Origin of the sequence: Streptomyces sp. NPDC008163, from assembly GCF_042956885.1 — a bacterium.
Taxonomy (GTDB): domain Bacteria; phylum Actinomycetota; class Actinomycetes; order Streptomycetales; family Streptomycetaceae; genus Streptomyces; species Streptomyces drozdowiczii_A.
Map to the genome: position 1 here is coordinate 672,551 of NZ_JBIBHG010000001.1, position 24,931 is coordinate 697,481.

Here is a 24,931-nt window from a genome sequence, read left to right on the forward strand (position 1 = left end):
TCATCCGAGCTGGTCGCGGAGAATACGAGGAGCCGCAAGGTGTTCAACGACATAGGTGCACTCGAGCTGCTGACGCTCGCGATTCTCGGCGTACTCGTCTTCGGTCCGGAAAAGCTGCCCAAGGTCATTCAGGACGCCTCCCGCCTCATCCGCAAGATCCGTGAGTTCTCGGAGAGTGCCAAGGAGGACATCCGCACGGAGCTGGGCCCGGAGTTCAAGGACTTCGAGTTCGAGGACCTCAACCCCAAGACCTTCGTCCGCAAGCAGCTCATGGACGGCAACGACGACCTGGGGCTGAAGGAGATCCGCGAGAGCTTCGACCTGCGCAAGGAGATCACCGAGGTCACCGACGCGGTGAACGGGCGCGGCACCTCGTCCGTCGAGGCGAAGACCGGCGTGTCGGGCGGTGCCTCGGTCACGGCCGCGAACGGCTCGAAGGGCGCTCCGGACCTGCTCAAGAAGGGCGAGCAGCCGCCGAAGGACACCCCGCCCCCGTTCGACGCGGACGCCACCTGAGGGCGGCCAATCCCGGGTCGCCCGGACGGTATGGCTATTCTCCATCTGTCCGGTTGTGAGACGCCCGCGGGGGGCGGGCCGCTCCGGACCCACGGATCGAGGAGGCGGCCGGGCTGATGGAGACGACGAGTCGGGTGGGCGCACAGGACGCGCCGGACACGGTGGAGGCGGTCCCGGCGGCCCGGCTCATGGTGGTCGACGGCTATCTGAAGGCCCCGTTCCCCTGGTACGCGCTGGACGAGGCGTTCACCGGTCCGCGTCGGCTGCTGCCCCTGGGCACCGCCGCCGACGGCGAGGTGCAGCACGGCTCCATCGGGCACGGCGACGAGCCGTTGGTCCGGGGCGACGCCGGCACCGACAAGCAGCGGTTCGCGGTCGTGGTGACCGTCGCCAGCAGCCCCGTACGGCGCAGTGGTGACGGCACCGGGGTGCTGGAGGCGACGACCGTGTCCTCCGCGGCCTGGCTGGCCGGTTCCGGGCTGCTGTCCTGCACCTGGCCGCCGCAGCTCGACCACACCCTGCGCGACGACTGGCTGGACCAGCAGACGGAGACCGCGTTCGAGCTCGCCGACGATCTGGAGGGCCCCGCCTGGTCGGCGCTGTCCCTGCCGGTCGACGGCGTCCCGGTGCCCTTCCACTACCGCGAGTCCGAGTTCGGCTGGGTGCTGGCCGGCTCCGCGCCCGGCGGGGTGCACATCGGCGCCTACGGGCGCGGGATGAGCGCGTACGGGCTGGGCTTCTCGGTGGTCAAGGACATCCAGGCGTACGCGTAACGCATACGACAGCGGGGAAGGCCGGGCCCTCGGGTCCCGGCCTTCCCCGCTGTCGTACGGGTGTCAGAACTTGTTGCGCGGGGTGATGCCCAGCGACATGCCGGACAGGCCGCGCTGACGGCCGCTCAGCTTGCCCGCGATGGTGCGCAGCGCCTTGCCGGCGGGGGAGTCGGGGTCGGAGAGCACGACGGGCTTGCCCTCGTCGCCGCCCTCGCGCAGCCGTACGTCGATCGGGATCGCGCCCAGCACCGGCACCTCGGCGCCGACCGTCTTCGTCAGCCCCTCGGCGACCTTGGCGCCGCCGCCCGAGCCGAAGACGTCGACCATCTCGTCGCAGTGCGGGCACGGCATGCCGGACATGTTCTCGACGACGCCGACGATCTTCTGGTGGGTCTGCACGGCGATCGAACCGGCCCGCTCGGCCACCTCGGCGGCGGCCTGCTGCGGGGTCGTGACGACCAGGATCTCCGCGTTCGGCACGAGCTGCGCGACCGAGATCGCGATGTCGCCGGTGCCCGGCGGCAGGTCGAGCAGCAGGACGTCCAGGTCGCCCCAGAAGACGTCGGCCAGGAACTGCTGGAGCGCGCGGTGCAGCATCGGGCCGCGCCAGACCACCGGGGCGTTGCCCGGGGTGAACATGCCGATCGAGATGACCTTCACGCCGTGCGAGGACGGCGGCATGATCATGTTCTCGACCTGGGTCGGACGGCCGTCCACGCCGAGCATCCGGGGCACGCTGTGACCGTAGATGTCCGCGTCCACGACACCGACCTTGAGCCCGTCCGCCGCCATCGCCGCGGCCAGGTTCACCGTCACCGAGGACTTGCCGACGCCGCCCTTGCCGGAGGCGACCGCGTACACCCGGGTCAGCGAGCCGGGCTTCGCGAACGGCACCTCGCGCTCCGCCGTGCCGCCGCGCAGCGAGGCCGCGAGGTCCTTGCGCTGCTCGTCGCTCATCACGTCGAGGGTGACGTCGACCCGCGAGACGCCCTCGACGGCGGCCACCGCGTCGGTCACGTTCCGGGTGATGGTCTCGCGCATCGGACAGCCGGAGACGGTGAGGTACACCGTGACAGCGACCACACCGTCAGGATCGATGTCGACCGATTTCACCATGCCCAGCTCGGTGATCGGACGGTGGATCTCGGGGTCGTTCACTGTCGCCAGTGCCTCAAGCACCGCGTCTTCCGTAGCCATAGGAACGATGGTACGGCGCCGTACCGTACGCGTGGGTAGCCCCGTCAGCGGTCTTCGTCACTCTCGGCCGACAGCAGCGCGCGGCGGTCGTCCAGGTCCTTCACCAGGTCCTCCAGCTCGGACCGGATCCAGTCCCGGGTGGCGACCTCGCCGAGGCCCATCCGCAGTGCCGCGATCTCCCTGGTCAGGTACTCGGTGTCGGCGATGGAGCGCTCGTTCTGCTTGCGGTCCTGCTCGTGCGTGACCCGGTCCCGGTCGTCCTGCCTGTTCTGCGCGAGCAGGATCAGCGGAGCCGCGTACGACGCCTGGAGCGACAGCATCAGGGTCAGGAAGATGAACGGGTACTGGTCGAACCTCAGGTGCTCGGGCGCGAAGATGTTCCACGCCACCCACACGATGATGATCAGCGTCATCCAGACGATGAACCGGCCGGTACCCAGGAAGCGCGCGATGCGCTCCGAGAACCGGCCGAACGCCTCGGGGTCGTACTCCGGAAGCAGCCGCCGGCGCGGCGCCTTCGGCTGGTCGAGCCGGTTCCTCGGGGTACGGGTCAGCGCCGTCGAGCCGTTCGACGCGCGGGCGCGGTCGTCACCGGTCACGGAGCACCCCCTCGCGGCCGTGGAAGTCCGTCTCCCGCCAGTCCTCCGGCAGCAGGTGGTCCAGCACGTCGTCCACGGTCACCGCGCCCAGCAGCGAACCGCTCTCGTCCACCACCGGCACCGACACCAGGTTGTACGCCGCCAGATAACTGGTCACCACCGACAGCGGGGTGTCCGGCGGCAGCGGTACGAGATCGCTGTCCAGGAGTGAGCTGACCAGGGTGAACGGCGGGTCCCGCAGCAGCCGCTGGAAGTGCACGGTGCCCAGGTACTTGCCCGTCGGCGTCTCGTCCGGCGACCGGCACACGTACACCTGCGCGGCCAGCGCCGGTGACAGGTCCGACTGGCGCACCCGGGCGAGCGCGTCGGCGACCGTGGCGTCCGGGCGCAGGATGACCGGCTCCGTCGTCATGAGGCCGCCCGCGGTGCGCTCCTCGTACGACATCAGCCGCCGGACGTCCGCCGCGTCGCCCGGGCGCATCAGCGTCAGCAGCCGCTCCTTGTCCTCCTCCGGCAGCTCGGAGAGCAGGTCGGCCGCGTCGTCCGGGTCCATCGCCTCCAGGACGTCCGCCGCGCGCTCCTCCTGGAGCTTGCCGATGATCTCGACCTGGTCGTCCTCGGGCAGCTCCTCCAGGACGTCGGCGAGCCGGTCGTCGTCCAGCGCCGCCGCGACCTCCGCCCGGCGCTTGGGGGTCAGGTGGTGCAGCGCGTTGGCGACGTCGGCGGGGCGCAGCTTCTCGAAGGTGGCCACCAGGGACTCGGCGCCCTGCCCGTGCTCCTCCAGCGAGAAACCCTTCACCGCCGACCACTCGACGGTCAGCGTCTCGCCCTTGCGGCGCAGCGCCCCGCCCCGGCCCTTGCGGACGAAGTACTTGTCGATCTCCCAGTCCCGGCGGGCGGGCAGCTGCTGGATGGCCACGTCCAGGATGGTGACCTCCTCGTCCGTCTCCACCAGGCGCACCCGGCGGTCGAGGAACTCGCCGAGCACCAGGCGTTCGGTGGGCCGCTGCTCGAAGCGCCGCATGTTGACCACGCCCGTGGTGATCACCTGCCCCGACTCCACGCCCGTCACCCGGGTCATCGGCAGGAAGATCCGCCGCCGGCTCACCACCTCGACGACCATGCCGAGCAGCCGGGGCGGACGGCCGCCGACGCGGAGCATCGCCACGAGGTCGCGGACGCGCCCCACCTGGTCGCCGTTGGGGTCGAAGACCGGCACACCGGACAGGTGCGAGACGAACACCCGGGGCGTCACCGGCGTCATTCCCGCACCTCCTCGCTCGCCTCGGAACGGCCCCCGGCCGCCCACTTCCGACAGTTATCGCGCTGTTATGACGTGATCAGGCTAGCCCGTGCGCACGCGGACCGCCCCGGCTGGCCGTCCGGACGGCTCCGGGTCCGATGGCGTAGGCCACCCGGGTACGCTGCCGTCTGCCACCCCCCACCATGGATACGAGAGGCAGTGCGCCTGTGACCTCTTCCGCCCCGGCCGTACGGGCCCGCCGCCGGAACGCATCCCTTGCCGTCGCGCTCTGCGCGGGCCTGACCGCGGCGCTGACCGCGTGCGGGGGCGAGGACCCGGACGAGGGGACCAACGGCGTCGGCAAGCTCTCCGCGCCGGAGATCGAGAAGAAGGCGCAGACCGCGACGGACTCCGCCGACGCGGTGCGGCTCGCCGGGACGCTGGTCAGCAAGGGCGGCACGTACAAGATCGATATGCGGCTCAAGGACAAGGGCGGTGCCGGCTCCGTCACCTCGAAGAACAGCACCTTCACGCTGCTGCGGATCGATGACGAGCTGTACCTCAAGGCCGGCGCCGGCTTCTGGAGCCACGACGACGAGGGCAGGGCGGACACCGGCGAGGACGGGGCGGCGGCGGCCGGCAAGCTGGAGGGCAAGTACGTCAAGGTCCCCGAGGGCGACCCCACGTACAAGCAGCTGAGCGGTTTCACCGACAAGAAGGTGCTGCTCGACGGGATGCTCACGCTGCACGGCAAGCTCACCAAGGGCGACCGCGACAAGGTCGACGGGGTGCGCACGGTGCGGATCATGGGCGGCGAGGGCGCGGGCGGCGCGCTCGACGTGGCGCTGGAGGGCAAGCCGTATCCGCTGCGCTTCGCCCGGGGCGGCGGCGGAGGCGTGATCACGCTCGCCGACTGGGGCAAGGACTTCACGCTGAAGGCACCCGCGAAGGACGAGACCGTCGACTACGGCAAGCAGCTCCCGAAGACCTCGTCCTGAGACACCTTCACTTGCGCAGGGAGCGCTTCAGCAGCCGCGGCAGGCCCGCCGGGACGGGCAGCCGGGTCGTCGCCGTCGTCGGCAGCGGTGCGGCCGCCCCGGAGGTCTCGGGCAGTTCGGTGCGGGCGTCCAGGGGGGTGAGCCGGACGACCCGGCACTCGCGCGCCCAGCGGTCCGTCATCCGCTCCGCGTCCGGCGCGTTCAGCCGCTTGCCCTTCAGCTCGGCGACGGCGGCCTCCCACTCCTCGGAGTGCGGGGCGAGCACGGTGACCGAGGCGGACCAGGCGACGAGGCGGCCGCCCTTGTCCTTGCTGCGGACGGTGACCTCGGCGGTGGCGCCCTCGGTCAGCCCGGCCGGGAGCGGCTGCTCGCCGGGGCCGTCGCCCACGAGGTGGGCGGCGCCCTCGTGCCATACGTGCCACAGCGCCCGTGCCGCGCCGGTGGCGCGCACCCAGACGAGGCCCGACTTCTTCGTGGCCTCCTCGACGAGGGCCGGCCCGAGCAGCGTGTCAGCAGCAGTCATGGGGCAGAGCTTAATGGGGACGCTCAGAGCCAGCCGTTGCGCTTGAGCATGCGGTGGATGGAGAAGCACACCACGCCGATGAAGCCCATCACCATCGGATAGCCGTACGTCCAGCCCAGCTCCGGCATGTGCTTGAAGTTCATTCCGTAGACCCCGCAGATCATGGTCGGCACGGCGACGATCGCCGCCCAGGACGTGATCTTGCGCATGTCCTCGTTCTGCGCGACGGTCGCCTGCGCGAGGTTGGCCTGGAGGATGGAGTTCAGCAGCTCGTCGAAGCCGATGACCTCTTCCTGGACCCGCACCAGGTGGTCGGCGACGTCCCGGAAGTACTTCTGGATGTCCGGGTCGATCAGCCGCATGGGCCGTTCGCTCAGCAGCTGCATGGGGCGGAGCAGCGGGGAGACGGCCCGCTTGAACTCCAGCACCTCGCGCTTGAGCTGGTAGATCCGCCCGGCGTCCGAGCCGCGCGCGCTGCCCTTGTCCGGGGTGGAGAAGACCTCGATCTCCACCTCGTCGATGTCGTCCTGCACCGCGCCCGCCACCGCGATGTAGCCGTCGACCACGTGGTCGGCGATGGAGTGCAGCACGGCGGAAGGGCCCTTGGCGAGCAGCTCGGGGTCGTCCTCCAGACGGTGGCGCAGCGCGCGCAGCGAGCCGTGGCCGCCGTGCCGCACGGTGATGACGAAGTCCCGGCCGGTGAAGCACATGACCTCGCCGGTCTCCACGACCTCGCTGGTCGCGGTCAGTTCGGCGTGCTCGACGTAGTGGATGGTCTTGAAGACGGTGAACAGCGTGTCGTCGTAGCGCTCCAGCTTCGGGCGCTGGTGGGCGTGGACGGCGTCCTCCACGGCCAGCGGGTGCAGCCCGAACTCCCGGGCGATGCCCGCGAATTCCTCCTCGGTCGGCTCGTGCAGCCCGATCCAGGCGAAGCCGCCCTTCTCCCGGACCCGGAGCATCGCCTCGCGGGCGGTGCGGCAGGTGCCGTCCGCCTCGGCGAGCCGGCGGCCGTCCCGGTAGACCGCGCAGTCGACCACCGCGCTGGAGGCGGACGGGTCGCGGGTGGTGTCGTAGCTGTTGTGCAGAGGGGCGCTCTTGCGCAGGGAGGGACGCACGACGGCGCGCAGGTCACGGATCATCGACATGGCTGGCTCCTTCACGGAGGGCCGTCGTCGGAGGGCCTGGAACAGCCCGGAATGGGGACGTGGACTCACATCCGCAAAGCGGGCGGCACCGCGGCGGCACGACGACGGCGTTCGCTACAGACAGGAAATAAGCTGTGCTCTTCCGTCGTGCGACATGCCAGGGCCCCGACCGGGTGTCAGATCACACGGAGGGGCGTCCGGCGGAAGAGCGGTTGGTACTGCACGATCGACTCGGATCCACCGCAGCCCCACCTCCTCCTGCCGGTCCCCCGTGGGGGATGACGTGGCGCCGGGACTTGAGAGCGACGCTTCAGCGTGGCTGTCCCGGCCGACACCCCAGGCTAGCAGCCACCACAGGGCCAATCCCTTACTTTGCCCGTTCCATACGCGACCTATGCTCGCGGCATGGCAGAAATTCTTGCTCTGGTCGAGGCGCGTCTGCGGACGGCCCTGGGTGAACCGGACGCACGTGCGGCAGTGACGTTTCTCGGGACGGACCGGATCGAGGTGCTCCGTTTCATCGACGGCGACATCGTGCGGTACGCCACGCTCGGCATGTCCGCCCAGCCGATGTCCGACCCGACGGCCGTCGTGGCCGACCCGCTGAAGGGCCCGCGCGCCGAACTGGTCCTGTCGGTACGGGGCGGCCTGGCCGACACCGACCAGGTGCTGCGCAAGCTCGCGGTGCTCGCGGCCTCGCCCCAGGTGGAGGGCCTGGTCGTGGCGCCCGGCGCCTCGCTGGACGTCGGCGAACCGCTGTGGCCGGGCGCGCCGTTCACCTCGGTGCTCGTCGCGGAGAGCGGGGGGCTGGTCGAGGATCTGGAGCTCGATGAAGCTGTGCTGGGCAGCGGCCCCGTGAGGAGTGGTGGCCGGGAGACGGGGGGGACCCTGGAGCCGGTGCGCTTCCTGCCGCTGCTGCCGATGACACAGAACGAGGCCGCCTGGAAGCGGGTCCGGGGTGCGCAGGAACTCCAGGAGAAATGGCTGTCGCAGGGGACCGACCTGCGCGATCCCCTGCGACGTTCCGTGACGCTGGACTGACGGCGTCAGTTGGCGAAGACCGTGACGCCGTCCTCCGTGGCGTGCTTCGGCTCCAGTTCCTCCGCCTCGTGGGTCAGCGCGGAGCGCCGTACCCAGACGACGATCGCACCGATCACCGAGGCGGCGGCGGCGACCACGAACGGGATGTGGATGTTGCTCCACTCCTCGATCTTCGGAGCCAGGTAGGGCGCCGCGGCGGCGGCGAACCAGCGGACGAAGTTGTAGCCCGCGCTGGCCACCGGGCGCGGCGCGTCCGAGACGCCGAGCGCCAGCTCCGTGTACACCGTGTTGTTCATGCCGATCAGGGCGCCGGACACGATGGTGCAGACGATGGCCGTGGTGTGGCTCCCGTACCCGAGGACCACCAGGTCGGCGGCGAGCAGCACCAGCGAGGCGCCGAGCACCTTGAGCGAGCCGAACCGCTGCTGGAGCCGCGGCGCCACGAGCACCGAGAAGACCGCGAGCAGCAGGCCCCAGGCGAAGAAGACGGCACCGGACTTGTACGGCGTCATGTTCAGCACGAACGGGGTGAACGCCAGGATCGTGAAGAACGCGTAGTTGTAGAAGAACGCGGACGCCGCGACGGAGGCGAGGCCGCCGTGGCCGAGCGCCTTGACCGGGTCGAGCAGTGAGGTCTTGCGGGCGGGCTTGGGCTGCTCCTTCAGGAACGCCGTGATGCAGACGAAGCCGATCGCCATCAGCGCGGCCGTCCCGAAGAACGGGAAGCGCCAGCTGGCGTCACCGAGCAGGGCGCCGAGCAGCGGCCCGCACGCCATGCCGAGGCCGAGCGCCGACTCGTACAGCAGGATCGCCGCCGAGCTGCCGCCGGCCGCCGCGCCGACGATCACCGCGAGCGCCGTCGAGACGAACAGCGCGTTGCCCAGGCCCCAGCCGGCCCGGAAGCCGACCAGCTCGCCGACGGACGAGGAGGTGCCGGAGAGCGCCGCGAAGACCACCACGAGCGCGAGCCCGGCCAGCAGCGTCTTGCGGCCGCCGATGCGGCTGGAGACGAAGCCGGTCACGAGCATCGCGACGGCGGTGATCAGGAAGTACGAGGTGAAGAGCAGCGACACCTGGCTCGGCGTCGCTTCCAGACCCTTGGCGATGGACGGCAGGATCGGGTCCACCAGGCCGATGCCCATGAATGCCACGACCGAAGCGCCCGCCGTGGCCCAGACGGCCTTCGGCTGGCGCAGGATGCTGACCGGCTCCTGGTTGAACGGATCCTCTCCCGTTACTGCCTCTGACGGCATGGGCCTCTCCTTCTCCACTGGCTCCACTGGATCGATGCGTTATACACAGAATAAGTTAGAGAAGCTAATGAATGCAAGTTACATCTAAATTCTCCGAGGGTGGCCCGGTGACCCCATGGCGCGCGGGGTAGAGGGGTCTGGGTGCGCGGCGCGCGAGGCTGATCGTCCTTGACGAGGCGACGGCCGGAGAGGACCGTGGGACGTTATGAGGGGCGAACCAAGTTGCCCGAAGTGCGGAGGCCGGGTCAGGGCGCCCGGGCTCTTCGCCGACACCTGGCAGTGCGACGACCACGGCAGCGTGCACCCGCTGCAGCCGGTCGTCCCGCCGAGCGTCGAGGCGCTCGGCGTGGTGGTGCACCGGGCCCAGGTCCCCGTGTGGATGCCCTGGCCCCTCCCCGTCGGCTGGCTGTTCACCGGCGTCGCCGGCGCCGGCGACGACCGCACCGGCGGACGCGCCACCGCCGTCGCCTGCTCCGGACCCGGGCCGCTCGGCGGCATGGGCGAGCTGCTGCTCGTCGCCGAGGAGCTGGGCGTCGGGCTCGGCGCGCGGTACGCGGGAATCGACGGACCGGACCCCGGACCCCTGCTGCGCGTGGACGGCCCCCCGGACTCCAAGGTGCTCGCCGCCGGGCGCCCCACCCCCCTCTGGCACGTCCGGCACGCCCCCGCCGACCGCGCCGTCTTCGCGGGCGAGGCGTGCGGCCTGTGGCTGTGGGCCATCGTGTGGCCCGAGCAGTCCGGGCTGCTGATGTACGACGAGCTGGTGCTTACCGACCTGCGCGACGCCGGGGGAGAGGTGGACCTGGTGCCCTGCGGCGCCCTCACCCCCCGCCTGCTGACGGGCCCCTGACGGGGGCCTTCGCACCGTCCGGATCAAGCTCGCGCGCCGGTTATCCTGGGGTGTCCCCCTGTCCGGCCGCGAGCACTGGAGTACGAGTCGTGCGCATCGATCTGCACACCCACTCCACCGCGTCGGACGGCACGGACACCCCCGCCGAGCTGGTGCGCAACGCCGCCGCCGCGGGCCTGGACGTCGTCGCCCTCACCGACCACGACACCGTGCGCGGCCACGCCGAGGCCGCCGCCGCGCTCCCCGAAGGACTCACCCTCGTCCCGGGCGCCGAGCTGTCCTGCCGCATCGACGGCGTGGGCCTGCACATGCTGGCGTACCTCTTCGACCCGGACGAGCCGGACTTCGCCCGCGAGCGCGAGCTGGTGCGCGACGACCGGGTGCCGCGCGCCCGGACCATGGTCCGCAAGCTTCAGGAGCTGGGCGTCCCGATCACGTGGGAGCAGGTCGCCCGGATCGCCGGAGACGGCTCCGTGGGCCGGCCGCACGTCGCCACCGCCCTCGTCGAGCTGGGTGTCGTCCCGACCGTGTCCGACGCCTTCACGCCCGACTGGCTCGGGGACGGCGGGCGCGCCTACGCGGACAAGCACGAGCTGGACCCCTTCGACGCGATCCGGCTCGTCAGGGCCGCGGGCGGCGTCACCGTCTTCGCCCACCCGGCCGCCGTCAAGCGCGGTCGTACGGTGCCCGAGGCGCGGATCGCCGAGCTGGCCGCCGCCGGGCTCGACGGCATCGAGGTCGACCACATGGACCACGACGAGCCCACCAGGACCCGGCTGCGCGCACTCGCCCGCGAGCTCGGGCTGCTGACGACCGGCTCCAGCGACTACCACGGCAGCCGCAAGACCGTGGAGCTCGGCACGTACACCACCGACCCCGAGATCTACGGCGAGATCACCCGGCGCGCCACGGGAGCCTTCCCGGTGCCGGGCGCCGGTGGACCCGCCGCCCTGTAACGGCACCCGCTCGTCCTCTCTTCACACCCCGCCGCCGTCCGGCACGTCCGGGCGGCGGTGCGGTGCGCCGCTTCCCCGCGGTCACCCGCCGCACACCCGCTCACTCCCCGCAAGGCTCACCCGTGTTCGACGTCGCTGTCTTCGGATCCCTTTTTCTCACCCTTTTTGTGATTATGGATCCGCCCGGAATCACCCCGATCTTCCTCGCCCTCACCGCCGGGCGCCCCGCCAAGGTGCAGCGCCGGATGGCCCTCCAGGCCGTCGCCGTCGCCTTCGGCGTCATCGCCGTCTTCGGCGTGCTCGGCCAGCAGATCCTGGACTACCTGCACGTCTCCGTACCGGCGCTGATGATCGCCGGCGGGCTGCTCCTGCTGCTCATCGCGCTCGACCTGCTCACCGGCAAGACCGACGAGCCGACGCAGACCAAGGACGTCAACGTCGCCCTCGTACCGCTCGGCATGCCGCTGCTCGCCGGTCCCGGCGCGATCGTCTCGGTGATCCTCGCCGTGCAGCACGCCGACAGCGTGGCGAGCCAGGTCTCCGTCTGGACGGCGATCCTCGCCATGCACATCGTGCTCTGGCTGACCATGCGCTACTCGCTGCTGATCATCCGCGTCATCAAGGACGGCGGCGTCGTGCTCGTCACCAGGCTGGCCGGCATGATGCTGTCCGCCATCGCCGTGCAGCAGATCATCAACGGCGTCACCCAGGTCATCCGGGGCGGCTGACCCGGCCCCGGACGCAACAGCGCCCCCGCACGATCGTTCCGTGCGGGGGCGCTTCGTCTTCGTTACGTCGACAACTCACATCGGCAAGGTGTTATGAAGCCGGACTTTCGGCCGGTCGGATATAGATGCGCTGGCCCGTGGCCGCGGCCTGCTGCACGATCCGCTTGACGGAGGCGGCGTCCACGACGGTGCTGTCCACGGCGGTACCGTCGACATCGTCGAGTCGCATGATCTCGAAGCGCATAGGGCTTCCCTTCGTCTGATCCTCCTGCTGGAGAACTACTGGGAGGACGGTGTCCCGTCCGCAAGGATGAGGAGCGCCAGGCACGCCTGTCGTGCGCCCCACGGTGGTTACAACGGCTTGCCTCCTGCAATCATTCCCTACGCTAAGGAAAATTTTCGGATGTCTAAGTACCGGCCGGTAATCAGGCGTGCGGGCATGACGGGACGCGCATGAACGACGCGGAGATCGGTGAGCGGCTGGACCGCACCAACGCCCTGCTCGAACGCGTACTCGCCGAGGTCTCGAAGACCCCGTCGACCCACGCGATCTTCGTGGACGCGGGCTATGTGTACGCCGCCGCCGGGCTGCTCGTCACCGGCACCGAGGACCGGCGCTCCTTCGACCTCGACGCCGAAGGGCTGATCGAGGCGTTCATCGACAAGGCCCGCACCATCTTCGCGGACAGCCGGCTGCTGCGCGTGTACTGGTACGACGGGGCCAGGCGTCGCATCCACACCACCGAGCAGCAGACCATCGCCGAACTTCCCGACGTCAAGGTCAGACTGGGCAACCTCAACGCCAACAACCAGCAGAAGGGCGTCGACTCCCTCATCCGCACCGACCTGGAGTCGCTCGCCCGGCACCGGGCCATCAGCGACGCCGCGCTCGTCGGCGGCGACGAGGACCTCGTCTCGGCCGTCGAGGCCGCGCAGGGGTACGGCGCCCGCGTCCACCTCTGGGGCATCGAGGCGGGCGAGGGCCGCAACCAGGCGGAGCCGCTGCTCTGGGAGGTGGACAGCCAGCGCACCTTCGACCTGGACTTCTGCCGCCCCTACGTGACCCGACGCCCCGTCACCACCTACGAGGAGGACGCCCCCGCGCCCTCCCGCGAGGACGTCCACTTCGTCGGCGCGCAGATCGCGGCGGCCTGGCTCGCCGCGCGCGGCCGGGAATCCCTGGCCGACCTGCTGCCCGGCCACCCCTTCCTGCCGGGCTCGGTCGACCAGGACCTGCTGCACGAGGCCGAACGCCTCCTCCAGCGCTCCCTGCGCGGCCACCCCCCGTTGCGCCGGGCGCTGCGCGACGGCTTCTGGCAGCACCTCCAGTCGCAGTACTGAGAGCCGCCGGTACGGGCCACCTGCGGACGGGAGCTACAGGCCGTCCCAGAAGGAGGCGAGCGCGGCGGCGGTCGCCTCCGGCCGGCCCGTGTTGGGGGAGTGCTCGGCGCCCTCGATCCGGGTCCGGCGCGCCCCGAGCCGTACCGCCATCTCGTCCAGCACCGGCACCGGCCAGACGTCGTCCACCTCACCGGAGACGACATGGACCGGCAGCCCGGTCGCCGCGAGCTCGGCCACCCGGTCCGGCTCGGCGGCCAGCTGGCGGCCCGTCGCGATCAGCTGAGCCGGACGGTGGAGCAGCCAGCGCCGCCGCAGGTCCTCGCCGCCCGTCTCCGCCTCGGCCGGCGGGTCGAAGGCGCGCATCGCGTCCCAGACGGCGTCCATGGTCATGGTGGCCAGCGCGTCACCGAGGATCTTCAGCTTCACCTGCTGTGCCTCGACCACCTCGGCGGGCCCCGAGGACATCAGGGTCAGCGAGCGGAACGGCGTCGCGTCCAGCAGGACCGCCACCCGGCAGAGCTGTCCGCCGAGCGAGTGCCCCAGCAGGTGCACCCCGCCCGCACCGGCCGCGAGCGCGGCGGTCTGCGCGAGCACGTCACGGGCCAGCTCCTCCTGCGCGTACTCCCGGAGGTCGTCCGTCCCCGGGCTCTCGAACTGCCCGCGCCCGTCGACGGCGACGGCCCGGAAGCCCGCGTCCGCGAGCGGTTCGAGGAGCGCGATGAAGTCCTCCTTGCTGCCGGTGTACCCGGGCACCAGCAGGGCGGTGCCGCGCGGGGTCCCGGCGGGGGCCGCGTCCAGCACGGCGAAGTCCCCACGCGCGGTGGGCAGGACACGGGCGCGGGCGCAGGAGGGCGGGACGAAAGTGGGTGGCCGGCTCATGGAACGAGGTTAAGACGTCCCACGCACCGGCGAAGGACGGGCGGGCCCGTCCGGGAATGGGTGGCGTGGTCCCGGGGACGGGAGGCGTCCTGTCCGGGAACGGCGGGTGGTGCCGTCCCGGGGACGAAAGGCGGCGCGGTCCCGCGCGGGCGGGCAGTTCCGTGCACGAACGGCGGGCGGCCCCGGGGAGAGATCCCCGGGGCCGCCCGTCAGATGCCGCGTGGTCCGCTCAGCCCTCGGCCTTCGCGGTGGCGCGCGGTGCCCGGCGCCGGCGCGGCTTGGCCTCGCCCTCGGCGGTCGCGGTCTCCGCCACGGCCTCCGCCTTCGGCTTGGACGCCGTACGCGTACGACGACGGACCGGCTCGGGCTCCGAGATCGGCGCGATCTGGAAGTCGACCTCGTCCTCGACGGGCTTGATCACCCGACGGCGGCGCGGCCGGGTGACGGCGGGCGCCTCCGGCTCGGCGACCGGCGCGGCCTGGACCACGGCCTCCTCGGTCACCGGCTTGGCGGCGCGGGCCCGGCGGCGACGCGGCTTGGCCTCGGCCTCGGCGGTCGCGGTCTCCGCGACGACCTCGGCGGCGACGGCCTCCGTCTTCGGCTTGGCGGTCCGGGTCCGGGTGCGCTTCTTCGGCGCGGCCTCGGCCTCCGGCTCGGCCACGACGGCCTCGGGGGCCTCCGCCACGGCGACCGCGGCCTTGGCGGCGGCGGCCTCCGCCGCGATGGCCTCCGCGGCACCGGCACGGGTGCGCCGGCGGCGGCGCGGGGTGCGCGGGGCGTCGGCCGCGGCCTCGGCCTCGGCGGCCGGGGCGGGCACGGTCGCGGTCGCGTCGCCCTCGGCGACCGACGCGCCACCACGGGTGCGACGGCGCTGACGCGGGGTGCGCGGCGCGCGCTCCTCGCGGGCGGCCGGCGCGGCGGACTTGCGGCTGCGGCCGCCCGTCTCGCCCAGGTCCTCGATCTCCTCGGCCCCGAGACCGGCGCGGGTGCGCTCGGCACGCGGCAGGACACCCTTGGTGCCGGCCGGGATGTCGAGGTCCTCGTAGAGGTGCGGGGAGGTGGAGTACGTCTCGACCGGGTCCGGGAACTTCAGGTCCAGGGCCTTGTTGATCAGCTGCCAGCGCGGGATGTCGTCCCAGTCGACCAGCGTGATCGCGATGCCCTTGGCGCCCGCGCGGCCGGTGCGGCCGATGCGGTGCAGATAGGTCTTCTCGTCCTCGGGGGACTGGTAGTTGATGACGTGCGTCACGCCCTCGACGTCGATACCGCGGGCGGCGACGTCGGTGCAGACCAGCACGTCGACCTTGCCGTTGCGGAAGGCGCGCAGGGCCTGCTCGCGGGCGCCCTGGCCGAGGTCGCCGTGGACCGCGCCGGAGGCGAAGCCGCGCCGCTCCAGCTGCTCGGCGATGTCCGCCGCGGTCCGCTTGGTGCGGCAGAAGATCATCGCGAGCCCGCGGCCCTCGGCCTGCAGGATCCGCGCGACCATCTCGGGCTTGTCCATCGAGTGGGCGCGGTAGACGTGCTGCGCCGTGTTCTTGACGGTCGTGCCCTCGTCGTCGGGCGAGGTGGCGTTGATGTGCGTCGGCTGCGACATGTAGCGGCGGGCGAGCGAGATGACCGCGCCCGGCATGGTGGCCGAGAACAGCATCGTCTGGCGCTTCGCCGGCAGCATCGTGATGATGCGCTCGACGTCGGGCAGGAAGCCCAGGTCCAGCATCTCGTCGGCCTCGTCGAGGACGAGCGCGCGGACCTTGGACAGGTCCAGCTTGCGCTGGCCCGCCAGGTCGAGCAGCCGGCCGGGGGTGCCGACGATCACGTCGACGCCCTTCTTCAGGGCCTCGACCTGGGGCTCGTAGGCCCGGCCGCCGTAGATCGCGAGGACCCGCACGTTGCGTACCTTGCCGGCGGTGAGCAGGTCGTTGGTGACCTGCTGGCACAGCTCGCGGGTGGGCACGACGATGAGGGCCTGCGGGGAGTCGGTCAGCTCCTGCGGCTTCGCGCGGCCCGCCTCGACGTCCGCGAGGACGGTGACGCGCTCAAGGAGCGGGAGGCCGAAGCCGAGCGTCTTGCCGGTGCCGGTCTTGGCCTGGCCGATCACGTCGGAGCCGGAGAGGGCGACCGGGAGCGTCAGCTCCTGGATGGGAAAGGGGGAGGTGATGCCGACGGCCTCAAGGGCCTCGGCCGTCTCGGAAAGAATCCCGAGGTCTCGGAACGTAGTCAGGGTGCTGCCTCTTCTGTGAGACGCGGTCCGAGGCGAACGAAGGGGGTCGTACCGTGCCGGGGTTGGTCATCCGGCGGATGTGCCGGGTGGCGCGGGACCACTGCCGTCGCTCGAGCGCTCGTGCCGCTGAGGGGGCCCCTCATCTGCGGTCGTACGTGTGCACACACCGCGTGGAGGGCTGTCGGGTCGGAGCCGATCGGGCCACCGACCGGGCATCCTCATTCAATTTCGCGCCACGAGCGGATGCAAAGTGCTCAGTAAGCGCATTACCACTGTACCCCGGATCCGCGCATCTGTGTTGGGCGAATTCGTCGGAACGGTGTGACGTCGGTCGTCGGGCGGGCCCTTCCGCCGCTGCCCGGGCGGGCTATTCTGCGCTGCATGGAGACGCCTGACAACGCCAATGAAGCCCCCGCGACGACCAGAATCGCCGACCAGGACTGGGCCACCGCGTCCGCGCAGCCGCAGTACCGGGCCGCCGTCGTGGATCTGCTGGGCGCCCTCGCCTACGGGGAGCTCGCGGCCTTCGAGCGGCTGGCCGAGGACGCCAAGCTGGCGCCGACCCTGGGCGACAAGGCGGAGCTGGCGAAGATGGCGTCCGCCGAGTTCCACCACTTCGAGCAGCTGACGCAGCGGCTGACCGCCATCGAGGTCGAGCCGACCGCCGCCATGGAGCCCTTCGCCCGGGCGCTGGACGACTTCCACCGCCAGACCGCCCCCTCGGACTGGCTGGAGGGCTTGGTCAAGGCGTACGTCGGCGACTCGATCGCCAGCGACTTCTACCGGGAGGTCGCGGCCCGCCTGGACTCCGACACCCGCTCGCTCGTCCTGGCCGTGCTGGACGACACGGGCCACGGCAACTTCGCCGTCGAGAAGGTGCGCGCCGCGATCGAGGCGGACCCGAGGGTCGGCGGCCGGCTGGCGCTGTGGGCGCGGCGGCTGATGGGCGAGGCGCTGTCGCAGGCGCAGCGGGTGGTCGCGGACCGCGACGCGCTGTCGACCATGCTGGTCGGCGGGGTCGCCGACGGCTTCGACCTGGCGGAGGTGGGCCGGATGTTCTCCCGGATCACCGAGGCGCACACCAAGCGCATGGCCGCCCTGGGGCTGGCCGCGTAACGGAACCGGAGGTCAGGCGGCGGCCGACCGGCGCAGCCGGCGGCTGCGGGGGCGGATCAGCAGGGACACCGTCACGGCGGCGATCAGCACCGCGCCCACGATGACGGCCGCCGTGTGGTCCCCGCCGAGCACCGAGTGCATCAGGGACGCGCCGAACAGGCCGCCGAGTGCTCCCGTGCCGAACACGGTCCGGCGGGCCGGGAGCCGGCCGGGGAGCGAGCGGAGCGCCGCCCAGGAGAGGGCCACTCCGAGCACGACGGCGCTCACGGTTTCCAGGATCACGGACGATCACCTCGCAGATATGCGGAACGTGTGCTTCGGTGATGCTGGTACTACCCGTGAGCGACCGCTCACAACCCTCCCGCGCACAGGCTTCGCCCAGCCGCCGCACAGCCGGCCCCGGCTCCGGGCACGGAAACGAGGAGCGGCCCGGTGGGAAATCCCACCGGGCCGCTCCTCGCGTTCGTACGCTCTACAGCGCGCCGAACCCCACCCGTCGGGTGCTGGGCTCGCCGATCTCCACGTAGGCGATCCGGTCGGCCGGCACCAGGACCTTGCGGCCCTTCTCGTCCGTGAGGCTGAGCAGCCGCGCCTTGCCGGCGAGAGCCTCGGACACCGCGCTCTCGACCTCTTCGGCGGAAAGTCCGCTCTCCAGAACGATCTCCCGGGGCGTGTGCTGCACCCCGATCTTGACCTCCACGGCTATGTCCCTCCGACGGTCAGTCCCTGCGCGGCGAACCGCGCCGTACGCAGCACACATTAGCCCGCTGAGGGGACTCGTCAGGGCCCCCCGGGCACGCCCGCAGCGAACACGGGCGCCGGTCCGGGCGGTCAGTGCTGATCGATGCCGTGCAGGGGGAAGCCGGCGATGCCGCGCCAGGCCAGCGAGGTGAGCAGCTGGACCGCGGTGTCGCGCGGAATGGCCGACCGGCTCGACAGCCAGTAGCGGGCGACCACCTGGGACACCCCGCCGAGGCCCACCGCGAGGAGCATGGACTCGTCCTTGGACAGGCCCGTGTCGCCCGCGATCACGTCGGAGATCGCCTCGGCGCACTGGAGCGAGACCCGGTCCACGCGCTCGCGCACGGCGGGCTCGTTGGTCAGGTCGGACTCGAAGACCAGCCGGAAGGCACCGCCCTCGTCCTCCACGTACGCGAAGTACGCGTCCATCGTCGCGGCCACGCGCAGCTTGTTGTCCGTGGTCGACGCCAGCGCCGTGCGCACCGCCTGGAGCAGCGACTCGCAGTGCTGGTCGAGAAGGGCCAGGTAGAGCTCCAGCTTGCCCGGGAAGTGCTGGTAGAGCACCGGCTTGCTGACCCCGGCGCGCTCCGCGATGTCGTCCATCGCCGCGGAGTGGTAGCCCTGCGCGACGAAGACCTCCTGCGCGGCTCCCAGCAGCTGGTTGCGTCGGGCGCGGCGGGGCAGGCGAGTGCCCCGCGGGCGCGCCGCCTCGGTCTGCTCGATGGCTGTCACGCCGCCTCCCAAATTCGTGGTCCGACACAGCCGTTCCGTACGTGCCGCGCCATACCGACATCGTACTTTTGGGTAACCCCGGTATGCGCGGCGCGGACGCAGAATTTCACGGACCGGACGGCTGCGGAAGCCGCAGACGGCCCGCTTCCGTGCGCAGAGCGGGACGTATCAGCGGTAATCGTCCTCATCCTGTGGAACCACGCGGGCCTGGTCCGCCGCGTCCGCCTCGCTGGCGCCGCTGCGGTCGAGGTCCGCGAGCGGTTCGTCGCTCTCCGGACGGAGATCGGTGTGCTGCTCGGCGGCGTCCGCCTCGGGCGTCTCCTGGTCGGGCTCGTCCGGCTGGACGTCCTCGAAGGTCTCCGGCTCCCTCGGGTCGACCGTCATGGTGACTCCCTTCCTCGGTTCGAGCCTATGAGGTACCCCGTGAAGCCGCTATGCGATCGTGTGACGGCGAACACATGAACCCCGGTGTGATCATCTCGTAACATTGCCGCATGTCTTCGACCGAGCTGCCGGGAGTCCGCGCCGCCGCCGCGGCGGTGTCACCCACGGTGAGCGCCGTCAGGGTCGCGGAGGGGGAGCGGCTGCGCTCCGTCGAGCTGCCCGGCCTGACGCTCACCGTCCGTTCGCGGCCTTCCCGGGGGCCCGGGCTGCCGTCCGCCGTCTTCGTGCACGGCCTCGGCGGCTCCTCGCAGAACTGGTCGGCCCTGATGCCGCTCCTGGAGGAGCTGGCCGACTGCGAGGCGGTCGACCTGCCCGGATTCGGCGACTCCCCGCCCCCGGACGACGGCAACTACTCGGTCACCGGGCACGCCCGCGCGGTCATCCGCCTGCTGGACGCCCAGGAGCGCGGCCCCGTCCACCTGTTCGGCAACTCGATGGGCGGCGCGGTCGCCACCCGGGTCGCCGCGGTCCGCCCCGACCTGGTGCGTACGCTCACGCTGATCTCGCCCGCGCTGCCGGAGATCCGGGTCCAGCGCACGGCGGCCCCGACCGCCCTGCTCGCACTGCCGGGCGTCGCCTCCCTGTTCGCCCGGCTGTCCCGGGACTGGACCGCGGAGGAACGCACCCGCGGAGTCATGGCACTCTGTTACGGCGATCCGGCACGGGTCTCCGAGGCAGGCTTCCGCGATGCGGTGGCCGAAATGGAGCGCAGGCTGGAACTGCCGTACTTCTGGGACGCCATGGCGCGTTCCGCCCGTGGCATCGTCGACGCGTACACCCTGGGCGGACAGCACGGGCTGTGGCGCCAGGCCGAGCGGGTGCTCGCGCCGACCCAGCTGGTGTACGGCGGACGGGACCAGCTCGTCTCGTTCCGGATGGCCCGCAGGGCGTCCGCGGCCTTCCGCGACGCGCGCCTGCTGACACTGCCCGATGCCGGGCACGTGGCGATGATGGAGTACCCGGAGACGGTCGCCCAGGCGTTCCGGGAATTGCTCGACGAATGCGGCGGGAGCTGATCCAGGGCGTGGGACGACACAGCCGGAAGGGCCCTGCGCCCAGCGCGCCCGCAACCGGGCAGGCGGAGCCGGACGAAGCGGGGCGCGAGGCGTCCCGCCCCGTCGTCGGCACCGGACGGCGCAGACGGCAGGCGGGATCCGCGCCCTTCGAGGGGGCGCCCGAGGTGCGCGGCGGCCACCCCGAACAGCGTGAACCGGGCGGCGGCTGGGGCGCGGGCCCCCTGCGCACCCCTTCCCGCCCCGGCCTCCAGGCGCCCGCGCCCGGCGCGCGCCCCGGCGCTCCGCGCCCCCCGCACCACCAGCGGGCCACCGGCAGCCGGCCGCTGATACCGGGCCCGCGGCGCGAGTTCGTCGAAGCCTTCGACAGCCCGCCCGCCCCGCGCCGGCGTGGGGCGGTGGCCGAGGACCCGCACCGCTCCGTCACCGACGGGGACATCCGCGAGCCGGAGACCCGGCGCGAGGAGGCCGCGGCCCCCGCGAGGGAGGCCAAGGGCGGCAAGGGCCGGACGTTCACCGGGATCGCCGCCGCCGCGGTGACCACCGTGCTCGCGGTCGTGGTGGCCGGTCAGGTCGCCCACGACAGCACGTCGGGGAGCGGCGCCGCGCAGGCCGCGGGGGTGGACCGGGACGACGCGGGCGACGCCTCCCGTTCCGACAGCCGTACGACCCCCTCGCCCGGGGCGGCGGCGGTCAAGCCCCTCACGTACGCACAGAAGATGGCCGAGCCCTATCCGCTTTCGCCCGCGCTGACGGGCACGGGGAAGTTCGAGACCGTGCCCGGCTCCGCCGAGGCGCCGGGCAAGGGGACCAGGCACCGCTACCGGATCGACGTGGAGAAGGGCCTCGGCCTGGACGCCCAGCTGTTCGCCCAGGCCGTCCAGAAGACCCTCAACGACGACCGGAGCTGGGCGCACGACGGCGACATGACCTTCGAACGGATCTCCGAGGGCAAGCCGGACTTCGTCATCACCCTGGCCAGCCCCGGCACCACCGGCAAGTGGTGCGCCAAGTCCGGCCTGGACACCATGGAGGACAACGTCTCCTGCGACTCGGCCGCCACCGAGCGCGTGATGATCAACGCCTATCGCTGGGCACAGGGTTCGGCCACCTTCGGACCGGACAAGCTGTACTCGTACCGGCAGATGCTCATCAACCACGAGGTCGGCCACCGGCTCGGCCACAACCACGTGAGCTGCCGGACGGAGGGCGCGCTCGCGCCGGTCATGCAGCAGCAGACCAAGACGCTGGACCTCGACGGCATCAAGTGCCGCCCCAACCCGTGGGTGTACCCCACCTCTGAGTAACCCTCAGTTTCCTTAGCGCGACAGAACGCTATTTCGCCGGGAAAGTTACGCCGGTTCACCCCTTTCGGTGGCGCGACGGACAACCGTCCGTCGCGCCACCGGCGTATCCGCTTACGGTCGTCCCGCCGCGAGTCGCCGAAGGAACGGCGGCCGCTCACAAGGGAGATCGGGGGTGCGCTCGTGCGGATCGGACTGCTCACCGACGGTGGTTATCCGTACGCGACCGGTGAGTCCAGACTCTGGTGCGACCGGCTCGTACGCGGGCTCGCACCGCACGAGTTCGACCTCTTCGCGCTCAGCCGCTCCGCCGAACAGGAGGCGGCGGGCTGGGTCCGGCTGCCCGCCCAGGTCGTCGGCGTACGCACCGCACCCCTGTGGACCGCCGACGAGGACACCCTCGGCCTGCACGCCCCCCGGGGACCGCTGGCCCGGCTGCTGACCGGCGGGGGCGCGCGGACGTACGCCCGGCGCGAACGGCGGCGCTTCGCCGCGCACTTCGCCGACCTCGCGGCCTCCGTCTGCGCCGCCGCAGGCCCGGAGCGGGCGCGCACGGACGCGGGCCACCCGGAAGGCGGTGCCGAATCCCGGCTCGCGGACGAGCGGTTCACCCGCGGGCTCTACGGCCTCGCCGAACTCGCCTGGGAACACGGCGGACTGCCCGCCGCCCTGCGCTCCGAGACGGCCGTCCGCATCCTGGAGGCCGCCTGCCGCGCACCCGGCACCGGACGCACCGTGCAGACCGCCACCGTCACCGACCTGCTCGCCTTCGCCGCCGAGCTGGACCGGGTGCTGCGCCCCCTCTCCCTCGACTGGTACGAGGAGGACGGCCTCGGCGCCGTGGACCTCTGCCACGCGACGGCGGGCGGTGCCGCCGCGCTGCCGGGGCTGCTGGCCAAACGCTTCTTCGGGGTGCCGCTGCTGGTCACCGAGCACGCCGTCCGGGTGCGGGCGCACTACCTCGCCTCGGGCGGTGCGCCGGTCAGCGCGCCGGTGCGCGCCCTCCTCGCCAACCTGCACGGACAGCTCGCCACCGAGGTGTACCGGCAGGCCGACCTCATCACCCCCGGCAACACCCACGCCCGCCGCTGGCAGGAGCGCTGCGGGGCCGACCCCGCGAAGCTGCGGACGGTGTACCCGGGCATGGAGGCGGCCAGGTTCGCCGCGCTCGGCGAGAGCGAGGACGACGGCGGGCCCGACACACTCGTCTGGGTCGGCCGCATCGAGCCCGCCAAGGACCTGATCGGCCTCCTGCACGCCTTCGCCGAGGTGCGCCTGGCCGAGCCGGACGCCCGGCTGCGGATCATCGGCGCCCCGGCCCCGGGCCCGGCGGGCGCCGCTTACCTCGCCCGCTGCCGCGAGCTGGCCGTCCAGCTCTTTCCCGAGGAGGGCGCGGTCGGCTTCGAGGAGATCGGCGGTCCCGAGGTCCCGGAGCTGACCCAGGCGTACGCGGCGGGCGGGGTCGTGGTGCTCTCCAGCGTGGTCGAGGGCTTCCCGATCAGCCTGGTCGAGGCGATGTTCTGCGGCCGGGCCACGGTCTCCACGGACGTCGGCGCGGTGGTCGAGGTCATCGGCGGCACGGGGCTCGTGGTCCCGCCGCGCAACCCCCGGGCGCTCGCGGACGCCTGCCTCGCGCTCCTGCGCGACCCCGAGCGCCGTGCACGCCTGGGTGCGGCGGCGCGCGCCCGTGCTCTCGAACTCTTCACCGTCGAACAGAATCTCGCCGCCTTCCACGGCATCTACCTGGAGCTGATCGCCCGGGCGCCGGTACGCGAGCGGCCGCATCCCGCCACCCACGACGGCCCGCGCCCCTTCGCCACCCCGCCGGAGGCCCACGTCCTGGACCACTGGCCGGAGCGGGCCGGCCGGGAGCGCGCCGACCGCACGCCCAGCTGGGCGGGCGCCGGGAGCGGCGATGCGTAGCCAGGAGACGGCGGACCCGGCCGCCCCCGCACCGGGCGAACAGCACCACGGAGGAACGACGATGAGCCGCGAGGGCCAGCAGGGGGACGCCGCACCGGCGGGGGAGCTCGCGGCCGAGGGCGCGCCCCCGCGCGCCCCCGAAGTGGCGCACGCGCACCCCGCGTCCGCCGTGCGCAAGACCGCCGTCGGGCGCCGGGGAACCGCCGACCCCGTGCGGGCGCTCATGCACCGTCACCGGGACCTGTGCGAACGGGCCGTCGACCCGCTGGAGATCGCCGCAGGCCTGGAGGCCCACGGGGTCACCGACCGCACCGCCGCTCGCTACCGGCACCGCGACGTGTTCTCGCTCGCCGAGGAGCTCTTCGCGCGGGTACCGGCGGTGGCGGGGGAGCCCGTGGTGACCGGCTCCGCTCCGGCGCGCGACGTCACCACGCGCGCCGCCTGGTCCCTGCGCGCGCTGCTCCCCGGCGCCGCCTGCCTCGCGACCCTCGTCGCACTCGGGCTGACCGACGGGGTGCTCGGCGGCGACGCCCGCCTCGCCCTCGGCTCCGCCGGTGCCCTCCTCGCACTCACCGGCCTCGCCCTCACCCTGCGCACCGGCCCGCTCAGCGCCCGGGAAGGGGCGGGCTCGTCCGGCGCCGCCGCGCTCGGCGCCTGCTGGCTGCTCGGCTACGTCCTGTACGGCGACGACCTGCTCCACCAAGTCCTCAGCGGCGGCCCCGAGGGCCCCTGGACGCTGACCCCGGCACCCCTGCTGGGGCTTGCCGTCGCGGTGGCCCCGGCCGCCTGGTGCGCGCACCTCTTCGCCCTCGCCGCGCACCGCCGACTGCACGGCAGCCATGCGCTGGAGGAGTTCGGGGCGGGGGTGCGCCCCCTGCTCTTCGGGGTCGTCGCGCTCTTCGTCTGCGTCCTCGCCGCACTGCTCCACCTGGCCCGTCTCGGCTTCGGCACCGGCGGCTCACCGGCCGGGGCCGCCGCCCTCGGGGTGCTGCTCCTGCTGGCCCGCCTGCTGACCGTCCACGGCTTCCCGGAACCAGCCGCCACCGGACTCGCCGCTGCCTGCGCCATGGAGGCCGCCGCCCCCGCCCTGATCCTGGCCGGACGGCTGCCCGGGCTCCACGCGGTGGCCCGCCCCGTCGACGCACTGATCGAGGCGGCGGGCCCCGGGGTCGTGCCCGTACTCGCCTGCGGCACCGCCGCGCTCGGCCTGCTGGTCACCGCCGTTATCGCCCTTTCCCGGGCATCCGCCCACGCCGCCCCCTGAGGCGGCCCCAGAGCCCCCCACCCGCGGAGCCGACGCCGCGGGCCGTGCCCGACCCGTACGCACCGAAACGTACGGAACAGCCCTCAAGGAGACACCGACATGACCCGCCAATCCCCCGCACCGGCAGCCCG

At 72.4% G+C, this 24,931-nt stretch carries 26 protein-coding genes; 13 read left to right on the forward strand and 13 right to left on the reverse strand.

What is annotated here, in order from left to right:
- The first annotated feature begins 39 nt into the window (after nucleotides 1-39).
- Nucleotides 40-516, forward strand: coding sequence for a sec-independent translocase (locus ACFZAT_RS03250; RefSeq protein WP_391259258.1), 477 nt, complete (start codon nucleotides 40-42; stop codon nucleotides 514-516).
- A 116-nt stretch (nucleotides 517-632) separates the two neighbouring features.
- Nucleotides 633-1,289: a hypothetical protein gene (locus ACFZAT_RS03255; RefSeq protein WP_391259261.1), complete on the forward strand. Its 657-nt coding sequence runs from the start codon at nucleotides 633-635 to the stop codon at nucleotides 1,287-1,289.
- A 63-nt stretch (nucleotides 1,290-1,352) separates the two neighbouring features.
- Here the strand turns inward: ACFZAT_RS03255 and ACFZAT_RS03260 are convergent, their stop codons facing one another.
- From ACFZAT_RS03260 to ACFZAT_RS03270, 3 genes are read right to left on the reverse strand one after another with little or no spacing between them, the layout of a single operon-like run.
- Nucleotides 1,353-2,486 carry a P-loop NTPase gene (locus ACFZAT_RS03260; protein ID WP_391259264.1) on the reverse strand — a complete coding sequence of 378 codons (1,134 nt, stop codon included), beginning with the start codon at nucleotides 2,484-2,486 and terminating at the stop codon, nucleotides 1,353-1,355.
- A gap of 44 nt (nucleotides 2,487-2,530) precedes the next feature.
- Nucleotides 2,531-3,085 (reverse strand): DUF1003 domain-containing protein, encoded by a 555-nt coding sequence (locus ACFZAT_RS03265; RefSeq protein WP_018105493.1) that lies wholly within the window; start codon nucleotides 3,083-3,085, stop codon nucleotides 2,531-2,533.
- A complete protein-coding gene (locus tag ACFZAT_RS03270) occupies nucleotides 3,075-4,349 on the reverse strand; it encodes a magnesium transporter MgtE N-terminal domain-containing protein (RefSeq protein ID WP_093706487.1) in 1,275 nt (424 codons plus the stop codon). The genes ACFZAT_RS03265 and ACFZAT_RS03270 overlap by 11 nt, the downstream gene beginning before the upstream one ends.
- 206 nt (nucleotides 4,350-4,555) lie before the next feature.
- On the opposite strand from ACFZAT_RS03270, the gene ACFZAT_RS03275 reads away from it, so the two are divergent.
- Nucleotides 4,556-5,326 (forward strand): hypothetical protein, encoded by a 771-nt coding sequence (locus ACFZAT_RS03275; protein ID WP_391259268.1) that lies wholly within the window; start codon nucleotides 4,556-4,558, stop codon nucleotides 5,324-5,326.
- Between the two features lie 7 nt (nucleotides 5,327-5,333).
- Here the strand turns inward: ACFZAT_RS03275 and ACFZAT_RS03280 are convergent, their stop codons facing one another.
- Nucleotides 5,334-5,849: a hypothetical protein gene (locus tag ACFZAT_RS03280; protein WP_391259271.1), complete on the reverse strand. Its 516-nt coding sequence runs from the start codon at nucleotides 5,847-5,849 to the stop codon at nucleotides 5,334-5,336.
- Between the two features lie 23 nt (nucleotides 5,850-5,872).
- The gene (locus ACFZAT_RS03285; RefSeq protein ID WP_391259274.1) at nucleotides 5,873-6,994 is read right to left on the reverse strand and encodes a CorA family divalent cation transporter; all 1,122 of its coding nucleotides are present in this window, start codon (nucleotides 6,992-6,994) and stop codon (nucleotides 5,873-5,875) included.
- A gap of 405 nt (nucleotides 6,995-7,399) precedes the next feature.
- Here ACFZAT_RS03285 and ACFZAT_RS03290 point away from each other — a divergent pair, with 405 nt between their 5' ends.
- Nucleotides 7,400-8,035: a suppressor of fused domain protein gene (locus tag ACFZAT_RS03290; protein ID WP_391259277.1), complete on the forward strand. Its 636-nt coding sequence runs from the start codon at nucleotides 7,400-7,402 to the stop codon at nucleotides 8,033-8,035.
- Nucleotides 8,036-8,040: 5 nt separating this feature from the next.
- On the opposite strand, the gene ACFZAT_RS03295 is transcribed toward ACFZAT_RS03290, so the two are convergent.
- Nucleotides 8,041-9,288, reverse strand: coding sequence for an MFS transporter (locus tag ACFZAT_RS03295; protein ID WP_391259279.1), 1,248 nt, complete (start codon nucleotides 9,286-9,288; stop codon nucleotides 8,041-8,043).
- 205 nt (nucleotides 9,289-9,493) lie between these two features.
- Here ACFZAT_RS03295 and ACFZAT_RS03300 point away from each other — a divergent pair, with 205 nt between their 5' ends.
- From ACFZAT_RS03300 to ACFZAT_RS03310, 3 genes are all read left to right on the forward strand, one after another.
- Nucleotides 9,494-10,138 (forward strand): DUF6758 family protein, encoded by a 645-nt coding sequence (locus tag ACFZAT_RS03300; RefSeq protein WP_391259281.1) that lies wholly within the window; start codon nucleotides 9,494-9,496, stop codon nucleotides 10,136-10,138.
- An 89-nt stretch (nucleotides 10,139-10,227) separates the two neighbouring features.
- The gene (locus ACFZAT_RS03305) at nucleotides 10,228-11,094 is read left to right on the forward strand and encodes a PHP domain-containing protein (protein WP_391259284.1); all 867 of its coding nucleotides are present in this window, start codon (nucleotides 10,228-10,230) and stop codon (nucleotides 11,092-11,094) included.
- 122 nt (nucleotides 11,095-11,216) lie between these two features.
- Entirely contained in the window at nucleotides 11,217-11,822 is a 606-nt protein-coding gene (locus ACFZAT_RS03310; RefSeq protein WP_365680225.1) for a MarC family protein, read from the forward strand.
- 91 nt (nucleotides 11,823-11,913) lie between these two features.
- Here ACFZAT_RS03310 and ACFZAT_RS03315 read toward each other — a convergent pair whose 3' ends face one another.
- Nucleotides 11,914-12,066 (reverse strand): hypothetical protein, encoded by a 153-nt coding sequence (locus tag ACFZAT_RS03315; protein ID WP_018105503.1) that lies wholly within the window; start codon nucleotides 12,064-12,066, stop codon nucleotides 11,914-11,916.
- Nucleotides 12,067-12,275: 209 nt separating this feature from the next.
- Between ACFZAT_RS03315 and ACFZAT_RS03320 the strand changes: the two genes are divergently transcribed.
- Nucleotides 12,276-13,163, forward strand: coding sequence for an NYN domain-containing protein (locus tag ACFZAT_RS03320; RefSeq protein ID WP_073964097.1), 888 nt, complete (start codon nucleotides 12,276-12,278; stop codon nucleotides 13,161-13,163).
- 33 nt (nucleotides 13,164-13,196) lie between these two features.
- Here the strand turns inward: ACFZAT_RS03320 and ACFZAT_RS03325 are convergent, their stop codons facing one another.
- Nucleotides 13,197-14,042 (reverse strand): alpha/beta fold hydrolase, encoded by an 846-nt coding sequence (locus ACFZAT_RS03325; RefSeq protein WP_391259288.1) that lies wholly within the window; start codon nucleotides 14,040-14,042, stop codon nucleotides 13,197-13,199.
- Between the two features lie 229 nt (nucleotides 14,043-14,271).
- Complete coding sequence (locus tag ACFZAT_RS03330) at nucleotides 14,272-16,140, reverse strand: DEAD/DEAH box helicase (protein WP_391259291.1); 1,869 nt, start codon at nucleotides 16,138-16,140, stop codon at nucleotides 14,272-14,274.
- A gap of 504 nt (nucleotides 16,141-16,644) precedes the next feature.
- Between ACFZAT_RS03330 and ACFZAT_RS03335 the strand changes: the two genes are divergently transcribed.
- Nucleotides 16,645-17,379, forward strand: coding sequence for a ferritin-like fold-containing protein (locus ACFZAT_RS03335; RefSeq protein ID WP_391259294.1), 735 nt, complete (start codon nucleotides 16,645-16,647; stop codon nucleotides 17,377-17,379).
- A gap of 12 nt (nucleotides 17,380-17,391) precedes the next feature.
- Here the strand turns inward: ACFZAT_RS03335 and ACFZAT_RS03340 are convergent, their stop codons facing one another.
- The 4 genes from ACFZAT_RS03340 to ACFZAT_RS03355 form a co-directional block, all read right to left on the reverse strand.
- On the reverse strand, nucleotides 17,392-17,661 hold the full coding sequence (locus ACFZAT_RS03340) for a hypothetical protein (protein ID WP_391259297.1): 270 nt from the start codon (nucleotides 17,659-17,661) through the stop codon (nucleotides 17,392-17,394).
- Nucleotides 17,662-17,851: 190 nt separating this feature from the next.
- Nucleotides 17,852-18,079, reverse strand: coding sequence for a DUF3107 domain-containing protein (locus ACFZAT_RS03345; RefSeq protein ID WP_374781919.1), 228 nt, complete (start codon nucleotides 18,077-18,079; stop codon nucleotides 17,852-17,854).
- Nucleotides 18,080-18,210: 131 nt separating this feature from the next.
- On the reverse strand, nucleotides 18,211-18,852 hold the full coding sequence (locus tag ACFZAT_RS03350) for a TetR/AcrR family transcriptional regulator (protein ID WP_018105511.1): 642 nt from the start codon (nucleotides 18,850-18,852) through the stop codon (nucleotides 18,211-18,213).
- Between the two features lie 168 nt (nucleotides 18,853-19,020).
- Entirely contained in the window at nucleotides 19,021-19,236 is a 216-nt protein-coding gene (locus ACFZAT_RS03355; RefSeq protein WP_018105512.1) for a hypothetical protein, read from the reverse strand.
- Nucleotides 19,237-19,346: 110 nt separating this feature from the next.
- Between ACFZAT_RS03355 and ACFZAT_RS03360 the strand changes: the two genes are divergently transcribed.
- The 4 genes from ACFZAT_RS03360 to ACFZAT_RS03375 all read left to right on the forward strand — a co-directional run bounded on the left by ACFZAT_RS03360 (nucleotide 19,347) and on the right by ACFZAT_RS03375 (nucleotide 24,800).
- Nucleotides 19,347-20,312: an alpha/beta fold hydrolase gene (locus ACFZAT_RS03360; protein ID WP_391259302.1), complete on the forward strand. Its 966-nt coding sequence runs from the start codon at nucleotides 19,347-19,349 to the stop codon at nucleotides 20,310-20,312.
- Nucleotides 20,297-21,616 carry a DUF3152 domain-containing protein gene (locus ACFZAT_RS03365; RefSeq protein ID WP_391259304.1) on the forward strand — a complete coding sequence of 440 codons (1,320 nt, stop codon included), beginning with the start codon at nucleotides 20,297-20,299 and terminating at the stop codon, nucleotides 21,614-21,616. The genes ACFZAT_RS03360 and ACFZAT_RS03365 overlap by 16 nt, the downstream gene beginning before the upstream one ends.
- A gap of 180 nt (nucleotides 21,617-21,796) precedes the next feature.
- Nucleotides 21,797-23,536 carry a glycosyltransferase gene (locus tag ACFZAT_RS03370; RefSeq protein ID WP_391259306.1) on the forward strand — a complete coding sequence of 580 codons (1,740 nt, stop codon included), beginning with the start codon at nucleotides 21,797-21,799 and terminating at the stop codon, nucleotides 23,534-23,536.
- A 61-nt stretch (nucleotides 23,537-23,597) separates the two neighbouring features.
- Nucleotides 23,598-24,800 (forward strand): hypothetical protein, encoded by a 1,203-nt coding sequence (locus ACFZAT_RS03375; protein ID WP_391260246.1) that lies wholly within the window; start codon nucleotides 23,598-23,600, stop codon nucleotides 24,798-24,800.
- Nucleotides 24,801-24,931 lie beyond the last annotated feature (131 nt).